This window comes from Citrobacter sp. CRE-46 (genome assembly GCF_059615875.1).
The window spans coordinates 5,114,356-5,136,079 of record NZ_CM184341.1 but is presented as its reverse complement, the minus strand read 5'-3'; the positions used below and the strand labels follow the sequence as shown (position 1 = coordinate 5,136,079).

Here is a 21,724-nt window from a genome sequence, read left to right as displayed (position 1 = left end):
TATTGAGAGTATTTTAATCATTGCAGTTTCTTTCTCAGGCGCTGAAAATAGCGCCTGTTTTTATTTCAGGTTAATGGGGTTAATGTGGCGCAGGCGGAAGTGTTGAATCTGGAAATGGGCGCTAAACAGGTTTTACAGGAAACCTTTGGCTACCAACAGTTTCGCCCAGGCCAGGAAGAAATCATCGACACCGTGCTCTCTGGTCGCGACTGTCTGGTCGTTATGCCCACCGGTGGCGGCAAATCCCTGTGCTATCAAATTCCCGCATTATTACTCAACGGACTCACCGTTGTTGTTTCGCCGCTGATTTCCCTGATGAAAGACCAGGTCGATCAACTGCTGGCCAACGGCGTGGCGGCGGCGTGCCTGAACTCCACCCAAAGTCGTGAACAGCAGCTTGAGGTGATGGCCGGCTGCCGCAGCGGGCAGGTTCGCTTGCTGTATATTGCCCCTGAGCGCCTGATGCTGGATAACTTCCTTGAGCATCTTGGGCACTGGAATCCGGTGCTGCTGGCGGTGGATGAAGCGCACTGTATTTCGCAGTGGGGGCATGACTTCCGCCCTGAATACGCCGCGCTGGGCCAACTGCGTCAGCGTTTCCCAACGCTGCCGTTTGTGGCGTTAACCGCGACCGCGGATGAAACCACCCGGCTGGATATCGTGCGCCTGCTGGGCCTCAACGATCCGTTAATTCAGATCAGCAGCTTTGATCGGCCGAATATTCGCTACATGCTGATGGAGAAGTTTAAGCCGCTCGATCAACTGATGCGCTACGTGCAAGAACAACGCGGTAAATCCGGCATTATTTACTGTAACAGCCGCGCCAAAGTCGAAGACACCGCTGCGCGCCTGCAAAGCCGCGGCATCAGCGCCGGGGCTTATCATGCCGGGCTGGAAAACAGCGTGCGCGCCGAGGTGCAGGAAAAATTCCAGCGCGATGACCTGCAAATTGTGGTGGCGACCGTAGCGTTCGGCATGGGGATCAACAAACCTAACGTGCGCTTCGTGGTGCATTTTGATATCCCGCGCAACATTGAGTCCTATTATCAGGAAACCGGTCGTGCCGGGCGTGATGGCCTGCCGGCGGAAGCGATGCTGTTTTACGATCCGGCTGATATGGCGTGGCTCCGCCGTTGCCTCGAAGAGAAACCTGCCGGACAACTGCTGGATATCGAACGCCATAAGCTCAATGCGATGGGGGCGTTTGCCGAGGCGCAAACCTGTCGTCGTCTGGTTCTGCTGAATTATTTTGGCGAGGGGCGTCAGGAGCCGTGTGGTAACTGCGATATCTGTCTCGATCCGCCAAAACAGTACGACGGCTTAAACGATGCGCAGATTGCGCTTTCCACGATTGGCCGGGTCAATCAGCGCTTTGGTATGGGATATGTGGTGGAGGTTCTGCGCGGAGCGAATAATCAGCGTATCCGCGAGTTGGGCCACGATAAACTCAAGGTTTATGGCATGGGGCGCGATAAAAGCCATGAACACTGGGTGAGCGTAATTCGCCAGCTTATCCATCTTGGGCTGGTGACGCAAAATATCGCGCAGCATTCCGCACTGCAGATGACCGATGCCGCGCGTCCGGTTCTGCGCGGCGAAGTCCCGTTGCAGCTTGCGGTACCGCGAATCGTGGCGCTGAAACCGCGCGCTATGCAGAAATCCTTCGGCGGCAATTACGATCGCAAACTGTTTGCCAAATTGCGTAAGCTGCGTAAAGCCATTGCCGATGAAGAGAATATCCCGCCGTATGTGGTGTTCAACGACGCCACGTTGATTGAAATGGCCGAGCAGATGCCGGTTTCGCCGAGCGAAATGCTGAGCGTCAACGGCGTGGGAATGCGTAAACTTGAACGTTTTGGCAAAGAGTTTATGGCACTTATTCGCGCCCACGTCGATGGTGACGACGAAGAGTAGTCAGCCAGGCAAAAAAGTGCCAGGATGGTGACTCACTGAACTATTTCCCCGCGAGTCATTTTTATGTTAACGCTATTTTTTACCGTTGCGTTGGTGCATATCGTTGCGCTGATGAGTCCCGGTCCCGATTTCTTCTTTGTTTCTCAAACGGCCGTTAGCCGTTCGCGCAAAGAAGCCATGATGGGCGTGCTGGGTATTACCTGTGGCGTCATGGTCTGGGCTGGCGTGGCGCTGCTTGGCCTGCATCTGATTATCGAAAAAATGGCCTGGCTGCACACCATTATCATGGTGGGCGGCGGCCTGTATCTGTGCTGGATGGGTTACCAGATGCTGCGCGGCGCGTTTAAAAAACAGGACGTAGCGGCCCCTGCCCCACAGGTTGAACTGGCGCAGAGCGGACGCAGCTTTTTAAAAGGCCTGTTGACCAACCTCGCCAACCCGAAAGCGATTATCTATTTTGGCTCCGTGTTCTCATTGTTTGTTGGCGATAGTGTAGGAACGGGCGCGCGTTGGGGCATTTTCGCGCTGATCATCGTGGAAACGCTGGCGTGGTTTACCGTGGTTGCCAGCCTGTTTGCATTACCGAAAATGCGTCGCGGCTATCAACGTCTGGCGAAGTGGATCGATGGCTTTGCCGGCGCGCTGTTCGCGGGTTTCGGTATCCATCTGATCATTTCGCGCTAAGCTTCCTTCATGCCGGATAAGCGCTAACGCCATCCGGCACCGTTATCAGGCATGCCTTGCCGACGCAAGCAGGGCGCCTATCAGCATAAACAGTGAACCAAACACTTTGTTCAGCGCTTTCATTTGCTTTGGCCCCTTAATCCAGCCAGCAATGCGCGTAGCCAGCGTCGCGTAACCGATCATCACAATAATATCGACCACAATGGTCGTGATGCCAAGCACCACATACTGCATCAACTGCGGTTCCTGCGGCAGGATAAACTGCGGGAACAGGGCGGCAAGAAAAACAATGCTTTTGGGGTTGGTCAGATTAACAAAGACCGCGCGTTTGAACAGGCGGCTGCGCGATTGCGTATTCGCCATGGTGTTCAGATCGATAGCGCCCGCCGCCCGCCATTGCTGAATTCCTAGCCAAATCAGGTAAGCCGCGCCCGCCCACTTCAGCACTTCAAACGCGATCGCTGAACGTGAAAATAGCGTTCCCAGCCCTACGCCAACCAAAACGATATGAATGCCCAGTCCGGTCTGTAGACCCGCAATCGATGCGCTGGCACCGCGATAACCGTGGCTGATGGCGGTGGTCATGGTGTTGATTGCGCCAGAGCCTGGAGACAGGCTCAAAATAATAGAGGTCAGCAGGTAGGCGAACCACCATTCAAAGGTCATGAGAAACTCCCGGATTGTCTATTTTTATGCCACAATACGCTACTGTCGGTACGTTGTATCAGACATGGCAAAAAAAACGATTTTACTTGGTCAACGAGGCTGGATACCCGATGTTTCAGCAGCAAAAAGACTGGGAAACAAGAGAAAACGCGTTTGCTGCTTTTTCCATGGGACCACTGACAGATTTCTGGCGTCAGCGGGAAGAAGCGGAGTTTACGGGCGTAGATAATGTCCCCGTACATTTTGTGCGCTTTCACGCAGAGAAAAACGATCGCGTCATCGTCGTCTGTCCTGGACGCATTGAAAGCTATGTAAAATACGCTGAACTGGCGTACGACCTGTTTCATTCTGGTTTTGACGTTCTCATTATCGATCACCGTGGCCAGGGGCGTTCCGGCCGTATGCTTTCGGATCCGCATCGCGGTCATGTGGATAACTTTAATGACTATGTCGACGATTTAACCGCTTTCTGGCAGCAGGAAGTGTCACCCGGTCCGTGGAGAAAACGCTATATACTGGCGCATTCTATGGGCGGGGCGATTGCCACGTTGTTTCTGCAGCGTCACCCGAATCAGTGTGATGCCATTGCGCTTTGCGCGCCGATGTTTGGTATTGTGATGCGCTTTCCCGACTGGATGGTGCGTCAAATTCTGGACTGGGCTGAAGGGCATCCACGGATCCGCGAGGGTTATGCCATGGGGACCGGGCGCTGGCGGGCGCTGCCATTCGGGATGAATGCGGTAACCCACAGTCGACAGCGCTATCGGCGCAATCTGCGTTTCTATGCCGATGAACCTCGGCTGCGCGTGGGCGGTCCCACTTACCACTGGGTACGTGAAGGTATTCTGGCGGGTGAACAGGTCCTGGCCGGGGCGGGAGATGACGCGACGCCAACATTGCTTATCCAGGCCGAAGAAGAGCGTTTGGTTGATAACCGTATGCACGATCGCTTTTGTGAACTCCGCGCTGCAGCGGGCCATCCTGTAGAGGGAGGTCAGCCGCTTGTCATCAAAGGCGCGTACCATGAGATCCTTTTTGAAAAGGACGCAATGCGCTCAGTCGCGCTTAACGCTATTGTCGAATTTTTCGACAAGCATAACTCATCCAGCGGAAACCGCTTTGCCTAGAGGTTTAATTTTCTTATGTATCAGGTTGTTGCGTCTGATTTAGACGGTACGCTGCTTTCCCCCGACCATACGTTGTCCCCTTATGCCAAAGAGACACTGAAATTATTGACCGCACGTGGCGTTAACTTCGTGTTTGCGACTGGCCGTCATCATGTTGATGTGGGGCAAATTCGCGATAACCTTGGCATTAAAACCTACATGATCACATCCAACGGCGCGCGCGTGCACGATTCTGCCGGGAATCTGGTGTTTACCCATAACCTGGATCGCGACATTGCCAGCGACCTGTTCGGCGTGGTAAATGCAAATCCGGACATCGTAACCAACGTTTATCGTGATGATGAATGGTTTATGAATCGACATCGCCCGGACGAAATGCGCTTCTTTAAAGAAGCGGTATTTAACTATTCTCTGTTTGAACCTGCGCTACTGGAGCCTGAAGGCGTCAGCAAAGTGTTTTTTACCACCGATTCTCATGAAAGACTGCTGCCGCTGGAGCAGGCGATTAACGCCCGCTGGGGCGATCGCGTCAACGTCAGCTTCTCTACGCTTACCTGTCTGGAAGTTATGGCTGGCGGCGTGTCGAAAGGTCATGCGCTGGAAGCGGTGGCGAAAGCGATGGGCTACAGCCTGCAGGACTGCATCGCTTTCGGCGATGGCATGAACGATGCGGAAATGCTCTCCATGGCTGGTAAAGGCTGCATCATGGGCAACGCGCACCAACGCCTGAAAGATCTTCATCCGGAACTGGACGTGATTGGACTCAACGCCGATGATGCCGTGCCGCACTATCTGCGTAAACTCTTTTTGCAGTAACGTCATCGTTTGTTAGTTGACCAGTTGTCAACTAAAAACTTCGCTACAATGGGTGTACCTTTTGTTAAGAGACATCCATTGTGGCGTTACTCATCATTACCACAATTCTGTGGGCCTTTTCCTTTAGCCTGTTTGGCGAGTACCTTGCCGGTCATGTCGATAGCTATTTTGCGGTGCTGGTGCGTGTTGGGCTGGCGGCGCTGGTGTTCCTGCCATTTTTACGCACCCGTGGGCACAGCGTAAAAACGATCGCGCTGTATATGCTGGTAGGGGCCATGCAGCTTGGCATTATGTATATGCTGAGTTTTCACGCCTATCTGTACCTGACGGTTTCAGAACTGCTGCTCTTTACCGTACTGACGCCGCTCTACATTACGCTGATTTATGATCTCATGAGCGGACGTCGTCTGCGCTGGAGTTACGCCTTCAGTGCGTTGCTGGCGGTGATCGGTGCGGGGATCATTCGTTACGACCAGGTGACCAGCCACTTCTGGACCGGCCTGCTGCTGGTACAGCTATCCAATATCAGCTTTGCCATTGGCATGGTGGGCTACAAGCGTCTGATGGAAACACGGCCAATGCCGCAGCACAACGCCTTCGCCTGGTTTTACATGGGGGCATTTATGGTGGCGATAGTGGCCTGGTTCATGCTGGGTAACGCGCAGAAAATGCCTGCAACTACGCTACAGTGGGGCATCCTGGTGTTTCTTGGCGTGGCGGCCTCCGGCATCGGTTACTTTATGTGGAACTATGGCGCGACGCAGGTGGATGCGGGTACGCTGGGCATCATGAACAATATGCATGTGCCGGCCGGGCTGCTGGTTAACCTGGCTATCTGGCATCAACAGCCTCACTGGCCGAGCTTCATCATTGGTGCGGCTGTGATAGTGGCCTCACTGTGGGTACATCGAAAGTGGGTCGTTCCGCACTCCGCACAAACGGTAGGTGATCGCAGGCGTGATTCCGCGCTGAGCGAATAAACGCTTCCGTGACCGGCTGCCGTTGCTCGCCATCGCGCACGGCGGCGTACAGTCGGCTCCACAATCCATCACCCAGGGTTTTGGTTACCACCAGACCCTGGCGCTCAAAACTCTCCACCACCCAGTGTGGTAAAGCCGCGATACCCATTTTGGCTGCAACCATCTGAATCAGCAGCAGGGTGTTATCCACGCTCTTCAGCGACGGGCTAACGCCCGCAGGCTGCAGGAAATGCCGCCAGACATCCAGCCGACTCCGTTGTACCGGATAAATAAGCAGCGTCTCGCTGGCTAAATCCTCCGGGGTGATTTGCGTTTTGCTGGCCAGCGGATGGTCCGGCGCCAGGACCAGGCGTACTTCAAAATCAAACATCGGCGAGTAGTGCAATCCGCTGCGCGGCAGAATGTCGGAGGTCAACACCAGATCCAATTCATCCTGCTGTAGCGCAGGTTGCGGATCGAACGTCACGCCGGATTTAAAGTCCATTTCCACCTGCGGCCAGTTGGCACGAAAATTCTCCAGCGCGGGCGTCAGCCATTGGATACAGCTGTGGCATTCAATCGCGATGCGTAGCCGGGTTTGCTGCGGTTCGTTGCAGGCCTGCAGCGCGCGACCGATTTGCGGCAACACCTGGTTTGCCAACTGCAGCAAAATTTCGCCCTGCGGCGTAAAGCGCAGAGGCTGACTTTTACGGATAAAAAGACGAAAGCCGAGGCGTTGCTCCAGATCGCTGAACTGGTGAGAAAGGGCGGATTGGGTCTGATGCAACGTCGCCGCTGCGGCTGCCAGCGAACCACTATTCCGCAACGCCTGGAGCGTTTTCAGGTGTTTAATCTCGATCATGAAAGTCCTTCACTTCGGCATGAACAAATTGCGCTTGAGGAATATACAGTAACCGCCAATTATGGATGTGTAAACATCTGGATGGCTAAAATCCTTCGTCTTTTAAATTTATGGTGCGTTGGCTTCGTTTCCTCACCCCAGTCACTTACTTCAGTAAGCTCCTGGGGATGAGCAAACTTGCCGCCTTCCCTAAATTCAAAATCCATAGGATTTACATATAATTAGAGGAAGAAAAATGACAATATTGAATCACACCCTCGGTTTCCCTCGCGTTGGCCTGCGTCGCGAGCTGAAAAAAGCGCAAGAAAGCTACTGGGCGGGAAATTCTTCCCGTGAGGAATTGCTGGCCGTTGGCCGCGAGCTACGCGCCCGCCACTGGGATCAGCAGAAGCAGGCGGGCATTGACCTGCTGCCGGTGGGCGATTTTGCCTGGTACGATCACGTGCTAACCACCAGCCTGCTGCTCGGTAACGTTCCAGCGCGTCATCAAAATAAAGACGGCTCGGTTGATATCGATACCTTATTCCGCATTGGTCGTGGTCGCGCCCCGACGGGCGAGCCAGCGGCGGCGGCAGAAATGACCAAATGGTTTAACACCAACTATCACTACATGGTGCCGGAGTTCACCAAAGGTCAGCAGTTCAAACTGACCTGGACCCAACTGCTGGATGAAGTGGACGAAGCGCTGGCGCTCGGCCACAAGGTGAAGCCTGTACTGCTTGGGCCGGTAACTTACCTGTGGCTGGGGAAAGTGAAGGGCGAACAGTTTGATCGCCTGACCCTGCTCAACGACATTCTGCCGGTTTACCAGCAGGTGCTGGCCGAGCTGGCGAAACGCGGTATTGAGTGGGTACAGATTGATGAACCCGCGCTGGTACTGGAGCTGCCGCAGGTTTGGCTGAACGCCTTCAAACCCGCGTATGACGCGCTGGCAGGGCAGGTAAAATTACTGCTGACCACTTATTTTGAAGGCGTAACGCCGAACCTGGATACCATTACCGCGCTGCCGGTGCAGGGTCTGCACGTTGATTTCGTTCATGGCAAAGATGACGTTGCCGGGCTGCACCAACGCCTGCCTGCCGACTGGCTGCTGTCAGCCGGTTTGGTAAACGGTCGTAACGTCTGGCGCGCCGATCTCAGCGAAAAATATGCGCAAATTAAAGACATCGTCGGGAAACGTGCTCTGTGGGTGGCTTCTTCCTGCTCTCTGCTGCACAGCCCAATCGATCTCAGTGTGGAAACCCGCCTTGATGCCGAAGTGAAGAGCTGGTTTGCCTTCGCGCTGCAAAAGTGCGGCGAGCTGGCGCTGCTGCGCGATGCCCTGAACAGCGGCGATACGGCGGCAATTGTGGAATGGAGCGCACCGATCCAGGCGCGTCGTCACTCTACCCGCGTACACAACGCCGCAGTGGAAAAACGTCTGGCGGCGATCACCGCGCAAGACAGCCAGCGCGCCAACGCTTACCCGGTTCGCGCCGAGGCGCAGCGTGCCCGCTTTAATCTACCGGCATGGCCGACCACTACGATCGGTTCATTCCCGCAAACCACCGAAATTCGCGGTCTGCGGCTGGATTTCAAAAAGGGCAACCTGGATGCTGGTCACTACCGCACCGGTATCGCCGAACATATAAAACAGGCGATCGTTGAACAGGAACGTCTGGGCCTCGATGTGCTGGTGCACGGTGAAGCCGAGCGTAATGACATGGTGGAATACTTTGGCGAGCATCTGGATGGTTTTGTCTTTACCCAGAACGGTTGGGTGCAGAGCTATGGTTCTCGCTGCGTGAAGCCGCCGGTGGTAATTGGCGACGTCAGCCGCCCGGAAGCGATCACCGTGGAGTGGGCGAAGTACGCGCAGTCGCTGACCGACAAGCCGGTAAAAGGTATGTTGACCGGTCCGGTGACCATTCTTTGCTGGTCATTCCCGCGTGAAGACGTGACGCGTGAAACCATCGCCAAGCAGATTGCGCTGGCGCTGCGTGATGAAGTGGCGGATCTGGAAGCGGCGGGTATCGGTATTATTCAGATTGATGAACCGGCGCTGCGCGAAGGTCTGCCGCTACGTCGCAGCGACTGGGCCGCGTATCTGGCGTGGGGGGTAGAAGCCTTCCGCATTAACGCGGCGGTGGCGAAGGATGAAACTCAGATCCACACCCACATGTGTTACTGCGAGTTCAACGACATCATGGATTCCATTGCGGCGCTGGACGCGGATGTGATCACCATTGAGACCTCACGCTCCGACATGGAGTTGCTGGAATCGTTTGAAGAGTTCGACTATCCGAATGAAATTGGGCCGGGTGTCTACGATATTCACTCGCCGAACGTCCCGAGCGTGGAGTGGATTGAGGCCCTGCTGAAGAAGGCGGAGCAGCGTATTCCGGCGGAGCGGCTGTGGGTGAACCCGGACTGCGGCCTGAAAACCCGAGGCTGGCCGGAAACCCGTGCCGCACTGGCGAATATGGTGAAGGCCGCGCAGAACTTGCGTCAGGCTTAAAAACAAAACGGAGGCTAACGCCTCCGTTTTGATGATCGGTTTACCTGGCGATACTTATTTCTTCTCGCCGTATTGCGCGAACCACTCCATCATTCTCTGCCAGCCATCTTTGGCGGACTCTTCGTGGTAGCTCGGGCGGTAATCGGCATTAAATGCATGCCCGGCATCGGGATAAACCACAATTTCCGCTTTTGCATTAGCGGCGCGTAGCGCCTGACGCATCGTTTCGACGGTAACCTGAGGAATACTGGTGTCCTGACCACCATAAAGCCCCAGAACAGGAGCGTTAAGATCGGTGGCGATATCAACGGGATGTTTCGGCGAGTTGAGGGTCTTATCGCCTACCAGTTTGCCATACCACGCTACCGCTGCTTTTAACTGCGGATTGTGCGCTGCATACAGCCAGGTGATGCGTCCACCCCAGCAAAAACCTGTGATCATTAATCGATGCGCGTCACCGCCGTTGCGGGAGGCCCAACTGGCGACGTGGTCCAGATCGGCTAGTACCTGAGCGTCAGGCACTTTGGCGACAAGGCCGCTGAGCAGCGTGGGGATATCGGCAAAGTCATTGGGATCGCCTTCGCGGAAATAGAGCTCTGGCGCGATAGCCAGATACCCTTCCAGGGCCAGACGGCGGCAAACGTCACGAATGTGTTCATGAATGCCAAAAATCTCCTGCACGACAATGACCACGGGCAGGGGGCCATCGGTCTGTTTTGGTCGTGCGTGATACGCTGGCATATCATCGCCTTGTGAAGGTATGGACGTTACACCGGCGATAATTGCGTTATCCGGTGTGTGAACCGTAGTAGACGTCGGTGGAGATACAGCAGGTGCAAAGCCAGATTGTCGTGTGGTCATGGTATTCTCCGTACCCTTAAATATTCAGCCAAAAAGCGCATTATTAACTATAGACATATGCAACGAACCACATTGCCTTAAACGGTCTATCTTTTGTGCAAGGCGTCCTTACATCACGTCATTTATGTGATGCGTATCACTATTTCATGGTAATCGAATGCAATTGATTTACATCATGGTGATGTCTGTCACGAAAATTTGTTTATGCCTTCGGTAAAGTGTGTTTTTGCTTCTTCTGACAAAACCGATTCACAGAGGAGTTTTTATGTCTAAGTCTGATGTTTTTCATCTCGGCCTCACTAAGAACGATTTACAAGGGGCCCAGCTCGCTATCGTCCCTGGCGACCCGGAGCGTGTGGAAAAGATCGCCGCGCTGATGGATAAGCCGGTTAAGCTGGCATCCCATCGCGAGTTCACGACCTGGCGTGCTGAGCTGGATGGTAAAGCCGTGATCGTTTGCTCTACCGGTATCGGCGGCCCGTCCACCTCTATTGCCGTAGAAGAACTGGCGCAACTGGGCATTCGTACCTTCCTGCGTATCGGTACGACTGGCGCAATTCAGCCGCACATCAATGTTGGCGACGTGCTGGTCACCACTGCGTCTGTCCGTCTGGATGGTGCAAGCCTGCACTTCGCGCCAATGGAATTCCCGGCCGTTGCCGACTTCGAGTGCACCACTGCGCTGGTGGAAGCGGCGAAATCTATCGGTGCGACTACCCACGTGGGCGTCACCGCGTCATCTGACACCTTCTACCCGGGCCAGGAGCGTTATGACACCTTCTCTGGTCGCGTAGTGAGTCGTTTCAAAGGCTCGATGGAAGAGTGGCAGTCCATGGGGGTCATGAACTACGAAATGGAATCCGCAACGTTGCTGACCATGTGTGCCAGCCAGGGCCTGCGTGCCGGTATGGTTGCTGGTGTTATCGTGAACCGTACTCAGCAAGAGATCCCCAATGCGGAAACGATGAAACAAACGGAAAGCCACGCGGTGAAAATCGTGGTGGAAGCTGCCCGCCGTTTACTGTAATTCTCACTTCTGTTCAAAAAGGCCGACGTGTTCGGCCTTTTTATTTTGCGTAGTGCCTCGCAGGAAATTCCTTTTAAACTGGACGTTTATACAGCACAATTCTATTTTGTGCGGGTAAGCCGTTGCTGTAAGGGGGCGTTGTGGATATTTCAATTATGATGAGTGCTGTGTTGGCGTTAGCCGCAGGGCTGCTGGTGGGGTGGCTGGCGACAAAAGCGCGGGCCGATCAGATCCGTGCCGACCTCATCGAAGAGCGACGTGAACTGGATATTGCGTTAAGCGCTGCCCGGCAACAACTCGCACAGGAAGCCCACTGGCGCGACGAGTGCGAGCTACTCAATAACGAATTACGCAGCCTGCACAGCATCAACACCTCTCTGGAAGCCGATCTCCGTGAAGTCACTACCCGGCTGGAAGCGACGCAGCAGCATGCGGAAGATAAAATCCGCCAGATGATCAACAGCGAACAGCGCCTGAGTGAACAGTTTGAAAACCTGGCGAACCGCATTTTTGAGCACAGCAACCGCCGCGTCGATGAGCAAAACCGCCAAAGCCTGAACAGCCTGCTGGCGCCGCTTCGTGAACAGCTGGACGGTTTTCGTCGTCAGGTTCAGGATAGCTTCGGCAAAGAGGCGCAGGAACGTCATACTCTGGCGCATGAAATTCGTAATCTTCAGCAACTGAACGCGCAGATGGCGCAGGAAGCGGTAAACCTGACGCGGGCGTTAAAAGGCGATAACAAAACGCAGGGCAACTGGGGGGAGGTGGTACTCACGCGGGTGCTTGAAGCCTCCGGTCTGCGTGAAGGTTATGAATACGAAACTCAGGTTAGCATTGAAAACGATGCCCGTTCGCGTATGCAGCCCGATGTCATTGTCCGGCTACCCCAGGGGAAAGATGTGGTGATCGACGCAAAAATGACGTTGGTTGCCTATGAGCGCTATTTTAACGCGGAAGATGAATATACCCGCGAGAGCGCGTTGCAGGAGCACATCGCCTCAGTGCGAAACCATATTCGTCTGCTGGGCCGAAAAGATTATCAACAGCTTCCCGGGCTGCGTTCGCTTGACTACGTGCTGATGTTTATTCCCGTCGAGCCTGCTTTTTTGCTGGCGCTGGACAGGCAACCTGAACTGATAACCGAGGCGCTTAAAAATAACATTATGCTGGTCAGCCCCACCACGTTGTTAGTGGCATTGCGCACGATCGCCAACCTGTGGCGCTACGAGCATCAGAGCCGTAATGCGCAACAAATTGCCGATCGGGCCAGTAAACTTTATGACAAGATGCGCTTGTTTGTGGATGATATGTCGGCGATTGGCCAAAGTCTGGATAAAGCCCAGGACAACTACCGACAAGCGATGAAAAAACTCTCTTCAGGCCGTGGAAACGTCCTGTCACAGGCAGAGGCGTTTCGCAGTTTAGGTGTGGAAATTAAGCGCGAGATAAATCCTGAGCTGGCTGAACAAGCCACTACGCAGGATGAAGAGTACCGCTTGCGCTCGGTCCCTGAGACGCAACAGGATGCGCCTTACCCTGATGACGAAGCGGTAAATCAGCAATCAAACTAGTCCGTTTGGGGTAGTTGAACGGGGTAGAAGGGTAGGGCAAATTGGCCCAATCTGTTACACTTCTTGAACATTTTTTGAATGAGCAGGCACTGAGATGGTGGATAATTCACAAGAAACGACGCACTTTGGCTTTCAGACCGTCGCTAAAGAGCAGAAAGCTGACATGGTGGCCCACGTTTTTCATTCTGTGGCCTCGAAATATGACGTTATGAATGACTTAATGTCATTTGGCATTCATCGTTTGTGGAAGCGCTTCACCATTGATTGCAGTGGCGTGCGTCGCGGTCAAACCGTTCTGGATTTGGCGGGCGGTACGGGCGACCTGACGGCGAAATTCTCTCGCATGGTGGGTGAAACCGGTAAAGTCGTACTGGCGGATATCAATGACTCAATGCTCAAAATGGGTCGCGAAAAGCTGCGTAATATCGGCGTAGTGGGTAACGTTGAGTACGTTCAGGCGAACGCGGAAGCACTGCCTTTCCCTGATAACACGTTTGACTGCATTACTATTTCTTTCGGTCTGCGCAACGTAACGGATAAAGACAAAGCTTTACGATCCATGTATCGCGTGTTGAAGCCGGGCGGACGTTTACTGGTGCTGGAGTTCTCCAAGCCGATTATCGAACCGCTGAGCAAGGCCTACGATGCTTATTCTTTCCATGTTCTGCCGCGCATCGGTTCCATGGTCGCAAGCGATGCGGACAGTTACCGCTATTTGGCGGAGTCTATTCGCATGCATCCCGATCAGGACACGCTAAAAGCAATGATGCAAGATGCCGGGTTCGAAAGCGTTGATTACTACAACCTGACGGCTGGTGTCGTTGCGCTGCATCGTGGTTACAAGTTCTGACAGGAGATTGGGGATGCCTTTAAAACCCTTAGTGACCGCAGGCGTTGAAAATCTGCTCAATACCTTTCTGTATCGTTCTCCTGCGCTGAAATCAGCCCGAACGCGTTTACAGAGCAAGGTGCTGCGTGTTGATCTTAAAGGATTTTCAACACCCTTAGTCCTGGTGTTTAGTGAGCGCCAGGTCGATGTGCTGGGGGCATGGGAAGGCGAAGCCGATTGCACAGTAATCACACATGCCAGCGTGTTGCCGAAATTACGCGACCGCCAGCAACTTACCACGCTTATTCGCAGCGGTGAGCTGGAGGTTCAGGGTGATATCCTGGTGGTGCAGAACTTTGTGGCGCTGGCCGATCTGGCTGAGTTTGATCCCGCAGAACTGTTAGCGCCCTATACCGGCGATATCGTCGCGGAGGGGGTCAGCAAAGTCTTGCGTGGCGGCGCGAAGTTCTTGCGCCATAACATTCAGCGCCAGCAGCGCTATGTAGCCGAAGCGATCACCGAAGAGTGGCGTATGGCTCCCGGCTCGCTCGAGGTTGCATGGTTTGCAGAAGAAACGGCAGCCGTTGAACGTGCGGTCGAATCTCTGGCCAAACGGCTGGAAAAACTGGAGGCCAAATGACGCCAGGTGAAGTACGGCGCCTTTATTTCATCATTCGCACTTTCTTAAGCTACGGTCTTGATGAACTCATCCCTAAAATGCGTATCACGCTGCCGCTTCGGTTGTGGCGTTACTCGCTGTTCTGGATGCCCAACCAACATAAAGACAAACCGCTGGGAGAAAGGCTGAGACTGGCTTTACAGGAGCTCGGCCCGGTGTGGATCAAATTTGGGCAAATGCTCTCTACCCGTCGTGACCTTTTCCCACCGCACATCGCCGATCAGCTTGCCCTATTGCAGGATCGCGTTGCCCCATTCGATGGGCAGCGAGCGAAAGAACAAATCGAAGAAGCCATGGGCGGGCTGCCCGTTGAGGAGTGGTTTGATGATTTTGAGATCACGCCGCTGGCATCCGCGTCTATTGCTCAGGTCCATACCGCACGACTGAAGTCCAATGGTAAAGAGGTGGTGATCAAAGTTATCCGCCCGGACATACTGCCGGTCATTAAAGCGGATTTAAAACTGATTTACCGCCTTGCGCGCTGGGTTCCTCGTCTGCTACCGGATGGCCGTCGTCTACGGCCAACAGAAGTGGTCCGCGAGTATGAAAAAACGTTGATTGATGAGCTGAACCTGCTGCGCGAATCGGCGAACGCAATTCAGCTGCGACGTAATTTTGAAGATAGCCCGATGCTGTACATCCCGGAAGTGTATTCCGACTATTGCAGTCAGAACATGATGGTGATGGAGCGCATATATGGTATCCCCGTATCGGATGTCGCAACGCTTGAGAAGAATGGCACCAACATGAAGTTGTTGGCTGAACGCGGCGTGCAGGTCTTCTTTACTCAGGTATTTCGCGACAGTTTTTTCCATGCGGACATGCATCCTGGGAATATTTTCGTGAGTTATGAGCACCCTGAAAACCCGAAATACATTGGTATTGATTGCGGGATTGTGGGTTCTTTAAATAAAGAAGATAAGCGCTATCTTGCTGAAAACTTTATTGCGTTCTTTAACCGAGACTACCGCAAAGTTGCCGAACTGCACGTGGATTCAGGTTGGGTTCCGCCTGATACCAACGTTGAAGAGTTTGAATTTGCAATCCGTACCGTGTGCGAGCCGATATTCGAAAAACCGCTGGCGGAGATTTCCTTTGGCCACGTGCTGTTGAATCTGTTTAACACCGCGCGTCGATTCAATATGGAAGTCCAGCCTCAGTTGGTTTTGCTCCAGAAGACGCTGCTGTACGTTGAAGGTGTCGGACGACAACTCTATCCGCAGTTAGATTTGTGGAAAACGGCCAAGCCGTTTCTCGAATCCTGGATTAAAGATCAGGTCGGTATTCCTGCGCTCGTCAGGGCATTTAAAGAAAAAGCTCCGTTCTGGGTCGAAAAAATGCCAGAAATACCTGAACTGGTGTATGACAGTTTGCGCCAGGGCAAATATTTACAGCACAGTGTTGATAAGATTGCCCGCGAGCTTCACGCGAATCATGTGCGTCAGGGACAATCCCGTTATTTATTGGGCATTGGCGCAACATTGTTGCTAAGTGGAACATTCCTGCTGGTAAGCCGCCCTGAGTGGGGGCTTATGCCGGGCTGGTTAATGGCGGGAGGCGTCATAGCCTGGATAATCGGCTGGCGCAAAATGCGCTGAATTTTTCATCGCCCAAGGCAGGCCGTGTAACGTATACTACGGCCTTATTAATTCATCATCTATGACAGAGGAACATGTATGGGTGGTATCAGTATTTGGCAGTTGTTGATCATTGCCGTCATCGTTGTACTGCTATTTGGCACCAAGAAACTCGGCTCCATCGGTTCCGATCTTGGCGCGTCTATTAAAGGCTTCAAAAAAGCGATGGGTGATGATGAACCTAAGCAAGATAAAACCAGCCAGGACGCTGATTTTACTGCTAAATCCATTACCGATAAGCAGGGCGAAGTGAAAAAGGAAGACGCCAAAAGCCAAGATAAAGAGCAGGTATAATCCGTGTTTGATATCGGTTTTAGCGAACTGTTATTGGTATTCGTGATCGGCCTCATTGTCCTGGGGCCGCAACGATTACCCGTGGCGGTAAAAACGGTTGCTGGCTGGGTTCGCGCTTTGCGTTCCCTTGCAACTACTGTTCAGAACGAACTGACCCAGGAGCTTAAGCTTCAGGAATTCCAGGACAGCCTGAAGAAAGTAGAGAAAGCGAGCCTGACAAATCTGACCCCGGAGCTGAAAGCATCAATGGATGAGCTGCGTGAAGCGGCGGAGTCGATGAAGCGTTCTTATAGCGTGCACGATCCTGAGAAAGCCAGCGATGAAGCGCACACTATCCATAATCCGGTGGTGAAAGACGGTGAAGCGCAGCGAGAAGGGGTCACCCCAGCTGCCGCTGAAAACCAGGCCAGTTCGCCGGAGCAAAAACCGGAATCCACGGGTGCTAAAACGCCAGAGCCGACGGAAAACACTTCCGCCACGTTGATGGATGCAGAAAAGAAAGCTGCCGCACCTGTTGTCGAATCCTCCCCCTCGTCGAGTGATAAACCGTAAACATGGCTGTAGAAGATACCCAACCGCTCATCACGCATCTTATTGAGCTGCGTAAGCGACTCCTGAACTGCATTATTGCTGTGTTCGTGATCTTTCTGGCATTGGTGTACTTTGCCAACGACATTTACCATATGGTTGCGGCGCCGTTGATCAAACAGATGCCGCAGGGCGCAACAATGATCGCCACCGATGTGGCCTCGCCGTTCTTTACCCCGATAAAGTTAACCTTCATGGTGTCGCTGATTCTGTCAGCGCCAGTGATCCTTTATCAGGTCTGGGCATTCATTGCGCCTGCTTTGTACAAACATGAACGTCGCCTGGTTGTGCCGTTGTTGGTCTCCAGTTCGTTATTGTTCTACATCGGTATGGCATTCGCCTATTTTGTCGTCTTCCCGTTGGCGTTTGGTTTCCTTGCCAATACGGCTCCGCAAGGCGTACAGGTATCGACAGACATTGCCAGCTATCTCAGTTTCGTAATGGCGCTGTTTATGGCTTTCGGTGTCTCTTTTGAGGTCCCTGTCGCCATTGTGCTGCTATGCTGGATGGGCATTACGACGCCTGAAGACTTACGCAAGAAACGCCCTTACGTTGTAGTGGGCGCATTTGTCGTCGGGATGCTATTGACCCCGCCTGATGTCTTCTCGCAAACGCTGTTGGCGATACCGATGTACTGCCTGTTCGAGGTGGGTGTGTTCTTCTCTCGATTCTATGTCGGTAAGCGACGTACGCGAGATGAGGATAACGAGGCTGAAGAAGCAAAAGAAGCTGAAGCCACCGAGAAAACTGAAGAATAAACGCAACCGCCCGTCAGGGCGGTTGTCATATGGGAGGAAGCATGTTTGATATTGGCGTTAATTTAACCAGTTCACAATTTGCGAAAGACCGGGATGAGGTCGTGGCGCGCGCCTTTGCTGCGGGCGTAAACGGAATGCTTCTGACCGGAACAAACCTGCACGAAAGCCAGCAGGCTTTAACGTTGGCGCAGCATTATCCGCATTGCTGGTCCACGGCTGGCGTGCACCCGCATGACAGCAGCCAATGGCAGTCCTCAACAGAAGCAGAAATTATTGCGCTGGCAAACCATTCACAGGTGGTCGCTATTGGTGAGTGCGGCCTGGATTTCAATCGCAATTTCTCCACGCCGCAGGAGCAGGAGCGTGCTTTTGTGGCACAACTGCGCATTGCTGCTGAACTGCAGATGCCGGTTTTCATGCATTGTCGGGACGCCCATGAGCGTTTTCTGACGTTACTGGAGCCATGGCTGGACAGCCTGCCCGGTGCGGTGCTGCACTGCTTTACAGGCTCGCGCCAGGAGATGCAGGACTGTGTAGACCGCGGTCTTTACATTGGTATCACCGGGTGGGTGTGTGATGAGCGCCGGGGCATGGAACTGCGTGAGCTGCTGCCCTTTATCCCGGTTGAGAGATTGCTGATCGAAACCGATGCGCCCTACTTACTTCCCCGGGATTTAACGCCTAAACCAGCGTCACGGCGCAATGAACCTGCACACCTACCCCATATTCTTGAGCGTATTGCCCATTGGCGCGGCGAGGATCCTCAATGGTTGTCAGCAACCATTGATGCGAACGTCAGAACGCTGTTTGAAGTGACTTTCTAAGGCGACTTAAATTTTTCGAAAGCCAGTGTTTTTCACGCTCTGCTTAACCTCTTTATTCAATAGGTTAAGCAGCAGCATGGAACGCGCTTCGCCATCAGGTTCGGTAAAGATCGCTTTCAACCCCTCAAACGCACCTTCGGTAATAATCACACTGTCCCCCGGATGAGGGGTTTCAGGGTCAACAATACCTTCAGGTTTATAGATGGAAAGTTGATGAATGACGGGAGAAGGAACGGTCGCCGGCGTCGCACCGAAACGGACGAAATGGCTGACACCACGCGTGGCATTGATGGTGGTGGTGTGGATCACTTCCGGGTCGAACTCGACAAACATATAATTAGGGAATAGGGGTTCACTGACTGTGGTCCGTTTACCGCGCACCATTTTTTCCAGGGTGATCATAGGCGTCAGGCAGTTCACCGCCTGTCTTTCCAGATGTTCCTGGGCTCGCTGAAGTTGCCCACGTTTGCAGTACAGTAAATACCAGGATTGCATAATAACTCTTATCCGCTTGTTCTGAGCGCCAGCATAGCAAAAGCCATGAGTTAAGTTAATTATACCCGCCGCAAAGCAGGCTGAAACCCAATGGGTATATACTCCCAGGCCTTATATGTATCGCCAGAGTTCACGCTAATTTAACAAAAATACAGCATCACAATGATGAACGCCGTATAATGAAGCGCTTACGAAGAGGCCACAATGGACGCCATGAAATATCACGATTTACGCGACTTCCTGACGCTGCTTGAACAGCAGGGCGAGCTCAAACGCATTTCGCTTGAGGTGGATCCCCATCTGGAGATCACTGAAATTGCCGATCGCACCTTGCGTGCCGGTGGGCCTGCGTTACTGTTTGAAAATCCTAAAGGCTATACAATGCCGGTGCTGTGTAACCTGTTTGGCACACCGAAGCGTGTGGCGATGGGGATGGGGCAAGAAGATGTCTCGGCGCTACGGGAAGTGGGTAAGCTGTTGGCGTTTTTGAAAGAGCCTGAGCCACCGAAAGGATTTCGCGATCTGTTCGATAAGCTGCCGCAGTTTAAGCAGGTGTTGAACATGCCGACTAAGCGGTTACGCGGCGCGCCTTGCCAGCAAAAAATCTATTCAGGCGATGAAGTCGACTTAAACCGTATTCCGATTATGACCTGCTGGCCAGAGGATGCTGCGCCGCTGATTACCTGGGGGCTGACCGTTACGCGCGGCCCGCATAAAGAGCGGCAGAATCTCGGTATCTATCGTCAGCAGCTGATTGGCAAAAACAAGCTCATTATGCGCTGGCTTTCCCATCGCGGCGGCGCGCTTGATTATCAGGAGTGGTGCGCGGCGCATCCTGGTGAACGGTTCCCGGTTTCTGTGGCCTTGGGAGCAGACCCGGCAACAATTCTGGGCGCTGTTACCCCTGTCCCGGATACATTATCTGAGTACGCATTTGCCGGGCTGTTGCGTGGCACCAAAACTGAAGTGGTCAAATGTATTTCCAACGATCTGGAAGTGCCTGCCAGTGCTGAAATTGTGCTGGAAGGCTATATCGAACCGGGTGAAATGGCCCCGGAAGGACCATATGGCGATCATACTGGTTACTACAATGAAGTAGATAGCTTCCCGGTCTTTACCGTCACGCACATTACTCAGCGTGAAGATGCAATTTATCACTCTACCTACACCGGACGCCCGCCGGATGAGCCCGCAGTGCTTGGCGTGGCTCTGAATGAAGTCTTTGTGCCTATTCTGCAAAAGCAGTTTCCGGAAATCGTCGACTTTTACCTGCCTCCGGAAGGCTGCTCATATCGCCTGGCCGTGGTAACGATGAAAAAACAGTACGCAGGTCATGCCAAACGCGTCATGATGGGTGTCTGGTCGTTTTTGCGTCAGTTTATGTATACCAAATTTGTTATTGTCTGCGATGATGACGTCAACGCACGCGACTGGAATGATGTGATTTGGGCGATTACGACGCGTATGGACCCGGCCCGGGATACTGTACTGGTAGAGAATACACCCATTGATTACCTGGATTTTGCCTCGCCGGTTTCCGGTCTTGGTTCAAAAATGGGGCTGGATGCCACCAATAAATGGCCGGGCGAAACCCAACGCGAATGGGGACGTCCGATAAAAAAAGATCCTGAAGTCACTGCACGTATTGACGCAATTTGGGATGAACTGGCCATCTTTAATGACGGCAAAAGCGCCTGAGGCGCGATCGTTTTGCCTATTGATCCGACAGAGAGAGCGCATGACAACCTTAAGCTGTAAAGTGACCTCGGTAGAAGCTATCACTGACACCGTATATCGCGTTCGTTTAGTGCCAGACGCGGCGTTTTCCTTTCGTGCCGGCCAGTATTTAATGGTCGTGATGGACGAACGAGATAAGCGCCCGTTCTCCATGGCATCTACGCCGGACGAGCAGGGGTTCATTGAACTGCACGTTGGCGCTTCTGAGCTAAATCTGTACGCCATGGCCGTGATGGACCGCATTCTGAAAGACCGGGAAATTAAGGTCGACATTCCGCATGGCGAAGCCTGGCTACGTGATGAGGACGAACGACCGTTGCTCCTGATTGCCGGTGGGACGGGATTCTCTTACGCGCGTTCCATTCTGCTTACCGCGCTGGCGCGCAATCCAAATCGCGATATCACTATTTACTGGGGCGGGCGCGAAGAGAAGCATCTCTACGATCTCTCTGAGCTGGAAGCGCTGTCAGTAAATCATCCGAATCTGCGCGTTGAGCCAGTGGTAGAACAGCCTGAAGAAGGCTGGCGTGGCCGTACGGGCACCGTATTAACGGCAGTATTACAGGATTACGGTACCCTGGCGGAACACGATATCTACATTGCCGGACGTTTTGAAATGGCTAAAATCGCGCGCGATCTGTTCTGCAATGAACGTAGTGCGCGTGAAGACCGCCTGTTTGGCGACGCGTTCGCGTTTATTTAAGCGCTGTGCGCCGGAGCCCTTCCGGCGCATTCATTACTCACCTTACTTCTACTACAGGGTGCAAGCCCGGTCTCGTTGCCTTTCTTTCCTCACCAGTTTTTAGTAAACATTTTTTGGCTATCTATTAATCATAAAAATAAGCTTTTGTGACGGAACTCTTTTTGTTTAGTAAACAAAGTTGGCAAGCTATGCAGCA

Annotated in this window: 21 protein-coding genes; 17 read left to right on the top strand and 4 right to left on the bottom strand. The window is 53.3% G+C overall.

What is annotated here, in order from left to right; all coding sequences use genetic code 11:
• The first annotated feature begins 84 nt into the window (after positions 1 to 84).
• Complete coding sequence (recQ, locus tag AC534G_RS24880) at positions 85 to 1,914, top strand: ATP-dependent DNA helicase RecQ (protein ID WP_038634489.1); 1,830 nt, start codon at positions 85 to 87, stop codon at positions 1,912 to 1,914.
• A gap of 63 nt (positions 1,915 to 1,977) precedes the next feature.
• Entirely contained in the window at positions 1,978 to 2,598 is a 621-nt protein-coding gene (gene rhtC, locus AC534G_RS24875; RefSeq protein WP_038634488.1) for a threonine export protein RhtC, read from the top strand.
• Positions 2,599 to 2,643: 45 nt separating this feature from the next.
• Here the strand turns inward: rhtC and rhtB are convergent, their stop codons facing one another.
• The gene (gene rhtB, locus AC534G_RS24870) at positions 2,644 to 3,264 is read right to left on the bottom strand and encodes a homoserine/homoserine lactone efflux protein (RefSeq protein WP_061381045.1); all 621 of its coding nucleotides are present in this window, start codon (positions 3,262 to 3,264) and stop codon (positions 2,644 to 2,646) included.
• 110 nt (positions 3,265 to 3,374) lie between these two features.
• Here rhtB and pldB point away from each other — a divergent pair, with 110 nt between their 5' ends.
• The 3 genes from pldB to AC534G_RS24855 all read left to right on the top strand — a co-directional run bounded on the left by pldB (position 3,375) and on the right by AC534G_RS24855 (position 6,187).
• Positions 3,375 to 4,391 (top strand): lysophospholipase L2, encoded by a 1,017-nt coding sequence (pldB, locus tag AC534G_RS24865; protein ID WP_038634482.1) that lies wholly within the window; start codon positions 3,375 to 3,377, stop codon positions 4,389 to 4,391.
• Positions 4,392 to 4,406: 15 nt separating this feature from the next.
• Entirely contained in the window at positions 4,407 to 5,207 is an 801-nt protein-coding gene (yigL, locus tag AC534G_RS24860; protein ID WP_038634479.1) for a sugar/pyridoxal phosphate phosphatase YigL, read from the top strand.
• Between the two features lie 80 nt (positions 5,208 to 5,287).
• The gene (locus AC534G_RS24855; protein WP_110496359.1) at positions 5,288 to 6,187 is read left to right on the top strand and encodes a carboxylate/amino acid/amine transporter; all 900 of its coding nucleotides are present in this window, start codon (positions 5,288 to 5,290) and stop codon (positions 6,185 to 6,187) included.
• Here the strand turns inward: AC534G_RS24855 and metR are convergent.
• Positions 6,075 to 7,028 (bottom strand): HTH-type transcriptional regulator MetR, encoded by a 954-nt coding sequence (metR, locus tag AC534G_RS24850; protein ID WP_038634477.1) that lies wholly within the window; start codon positions 7,026 to 7,028, stop codon positions 6,075 to 6,077. The genes AC534G_RS24855 and metR overlap by 113 nt on opposite strands.
• A gap of 235 nt (positions 7,029 to 7,263) precedes the next feature.
• On the opposite strand from metR, the gene metE reads away from it, so the two are divergent.
• Positions 7,264 to 9,525: a 5-methyltetrahydropteroyltriglutamate--homocysteine S-methyltransferase gene (metE, locus tag AC534G_RS24845; RefSeq protein ID WP_110496357.1), complete on the top strand. Its 2,262-nt coding sequence runs from the start codon at positions 7,264 to 7,266 to the stop codon at positions 9,523 to 9,525.
• A 54-nt stretch (positions 9,526 to 9,579) separates the two neighbouring features.
• Here the strand turns inward: metE and AC534G_RS24840 are convergent, their stop codons facing one another.
• Positions 9,580 to 10,386: a dienelactone hydrolase family protein gene (locus tag AC534G_RS24840; RefSeq protein WP_110496355.1), complete on the bottom strand. Its 807-nt coding sequence runs from the start codon at positions 10,384 to 10,386 to the stop codon at positions 9,580 to 9,582.
• A gap of 265 nt (positions 10,387 to 10,651) precedes the next feature.
• Here AC534G_RS24840 and udp point away from each other — a divergent pair, with 265 nt between their 5' ends.
• The 9 genes from udp to tatD all read left to right on the top strand — a co-directional run bounded on the left by udp (position 10,652) and on the right by tatD (position 18,593).
• The gene (udp, locus tag AC534G_RS24835; RefSeq protein WP_006686084.1) at positions 10,652 to 11,413 is read left to right on the top strand and encodes a uridine phosphorylase; all 762 of its coding nucleotides are present in this window, start codon (positions 10,652 to 10,654) and stop codon (positions 11,411 to 11,413) included.
• Positions 11,414 to 11,553: 140 nt separating this feature from the next.
• Complete coding sequence (gene rmuC / locus AC534G_RS24830) at positions 11,554 to 12,984, top strand: DNA recombination protein RmuC (RefSeq protein ID WP_087856731.1); 1,431 nt, start codon at positions 11,554 to 11,556, stop codon at positions 12,982 to 12,984.
• Positions 12,985 to 13,078: 94 nt separating this feature from the next.
• Complete coding sequence (gene ubiE, locus AC534G_RS24825) at positions 13,079 to 13,834, top strand: bifunctional demethylmenaquinone methyltransferase/2-methoxy-6-polyprenyl-1,4-benzoquinol methylase UbiE (protein WP_003017897.1); 756 nt, start codon at positions 13,079 to 13,081, stop codon at positions 13,832 to 13,834.
• A gap of 13 nt (positions 13,835 to 13,847) precedes the next feature.
• On the top strand, positions 13,848 to 14,453 hold the full coding sequence (gene ubiJ / locus AC534G_RS24820) for a ubiquinone biosynthesis protein UbiJ (RefSeq protein ID WP_110496353.1): 606 nt from the start codon (positions 13,848 to 13,850) through the stop codon (positions 14,451 to 14,453).
• The gene (gene ubiB, locus AC534G_RS24815; RefSeq protein WP_069325080.1) at positions 14,450 to 16,090 is read left to right on the top strand and encodes a ubiquinone biosynthesis regulatory protein kinase UbiB; all 1,641 of its coding nucleotides are present in this window, start codon (positions 14,450 to 14,452) and stop codon (positions 16,088 to 16,090) included. Before ubiJ ends, ubiB begins: the two co-directional genes overlap by 4 nt.
• A gap of 78 nt (positions 16,091 to 16,168) precedes the next feature.
• Positions 16,169 to 16,423, top strand: a complete 255-nt coding sequence (tatA, locus tag AC534G_RS24810; RefSeq protein ID WP_003017888.1) for a Sec-independent protein translocase subunit TatA — start codon at positions 16,169 to 16,171, stop codon at positions 16,421 to 16,423.
• A gap of 3 nt (positions 16,424 to 16,426) precedes the next feature.
• Complete coding sequence (tatB, locus tag AC534G_RS24805) at positions 16,427 to 16,975, top strand: Sec-independent protein translocase protein TatB (protein ID WP_085049780.1); 549 nt, start codon at positions 16,427 to 16,429, stop codon at positions 16,973 to 16,975.
• A gap of 2 nt (positions 16,976 to 16,977) precedes the next feature.
• Positions 16,978 to 17,769: a Sec-independent protein translocase subunit TatC gene (tatC, locus tag AC534G_RS24800; RefSeq protein WP_038634459.1), complete on the top strand. Its 792-nt coding sequence runs from the start codon at positions 16,978 to 16,980 to the stop codon at positions 17,767 to 17,769.
• Positions 17,770 to 17,810: 41 nt separating this feature from the next.
• Complete coding sequence (gene tatD / locus AC534G_RS24795) at positions 17,811 to 18,593, top strand: 3'-5' ssDNA/RNA exonuclease TatD (RefSeq protein ID WP_038634456.1); 783 nt, start codon at positions 17,811 to 17,813, stop codon at positions 18,591 to 18,593.
• Positions 18,594 to 18,599: 6 nt separating this feature from the next.
• On the opposite strand, the gene rfaH is transcribed toward tatD, so the two are convergent.
• Positions 18,600 to 19,088, bottom strand: coding sequence for a transcription/translation regulatory transformer protein RfaH (gene rfaH / locus AC534G_RS24790; RefSeq protein WP_038634455.1), 489 nt, complete (start codon positions 19,086 to 19,088; stop codon positions 18,600 to 18,602).
• A 204-nt stretch (positions 19,089 to 19,292) separates the two neighbouring features.
• On the opposite strand from rfaH, the gene ubiD reads away from it, so the two are divergent.
• Together ubiD and fre are read left to right on the top strand one after the other, a co-directional pair.
• Positions 19,293 to 20,786: a 4-hydroxy-3-polyprenylbenzoate decarboxylase gene (gene ubiD / locus AC534G_RS24785; protein WP_069325078.1), complete on the top strand. Its 1,494-nt coding sequence runs from the start codon at positions 19,293 to 19,295 to the stop codon at positions 20,784 to 20,786.
• A 40-nt stretch (positions 20,787 to 20,826) separates the two neighbouring features.
• A complete protein-coding gene (fre, locus tag AC534G_RS24780; RefSeq protein ID WP_038634448.1) occupies positions 20,827 to 21,528 on the top strand; it encodes an NAD(P)H-flavin reductase in 702 nt (233 codons plus the stop codon).
• Positions 21,529 to 21,724: the final 196 nt, after the last annotated feature.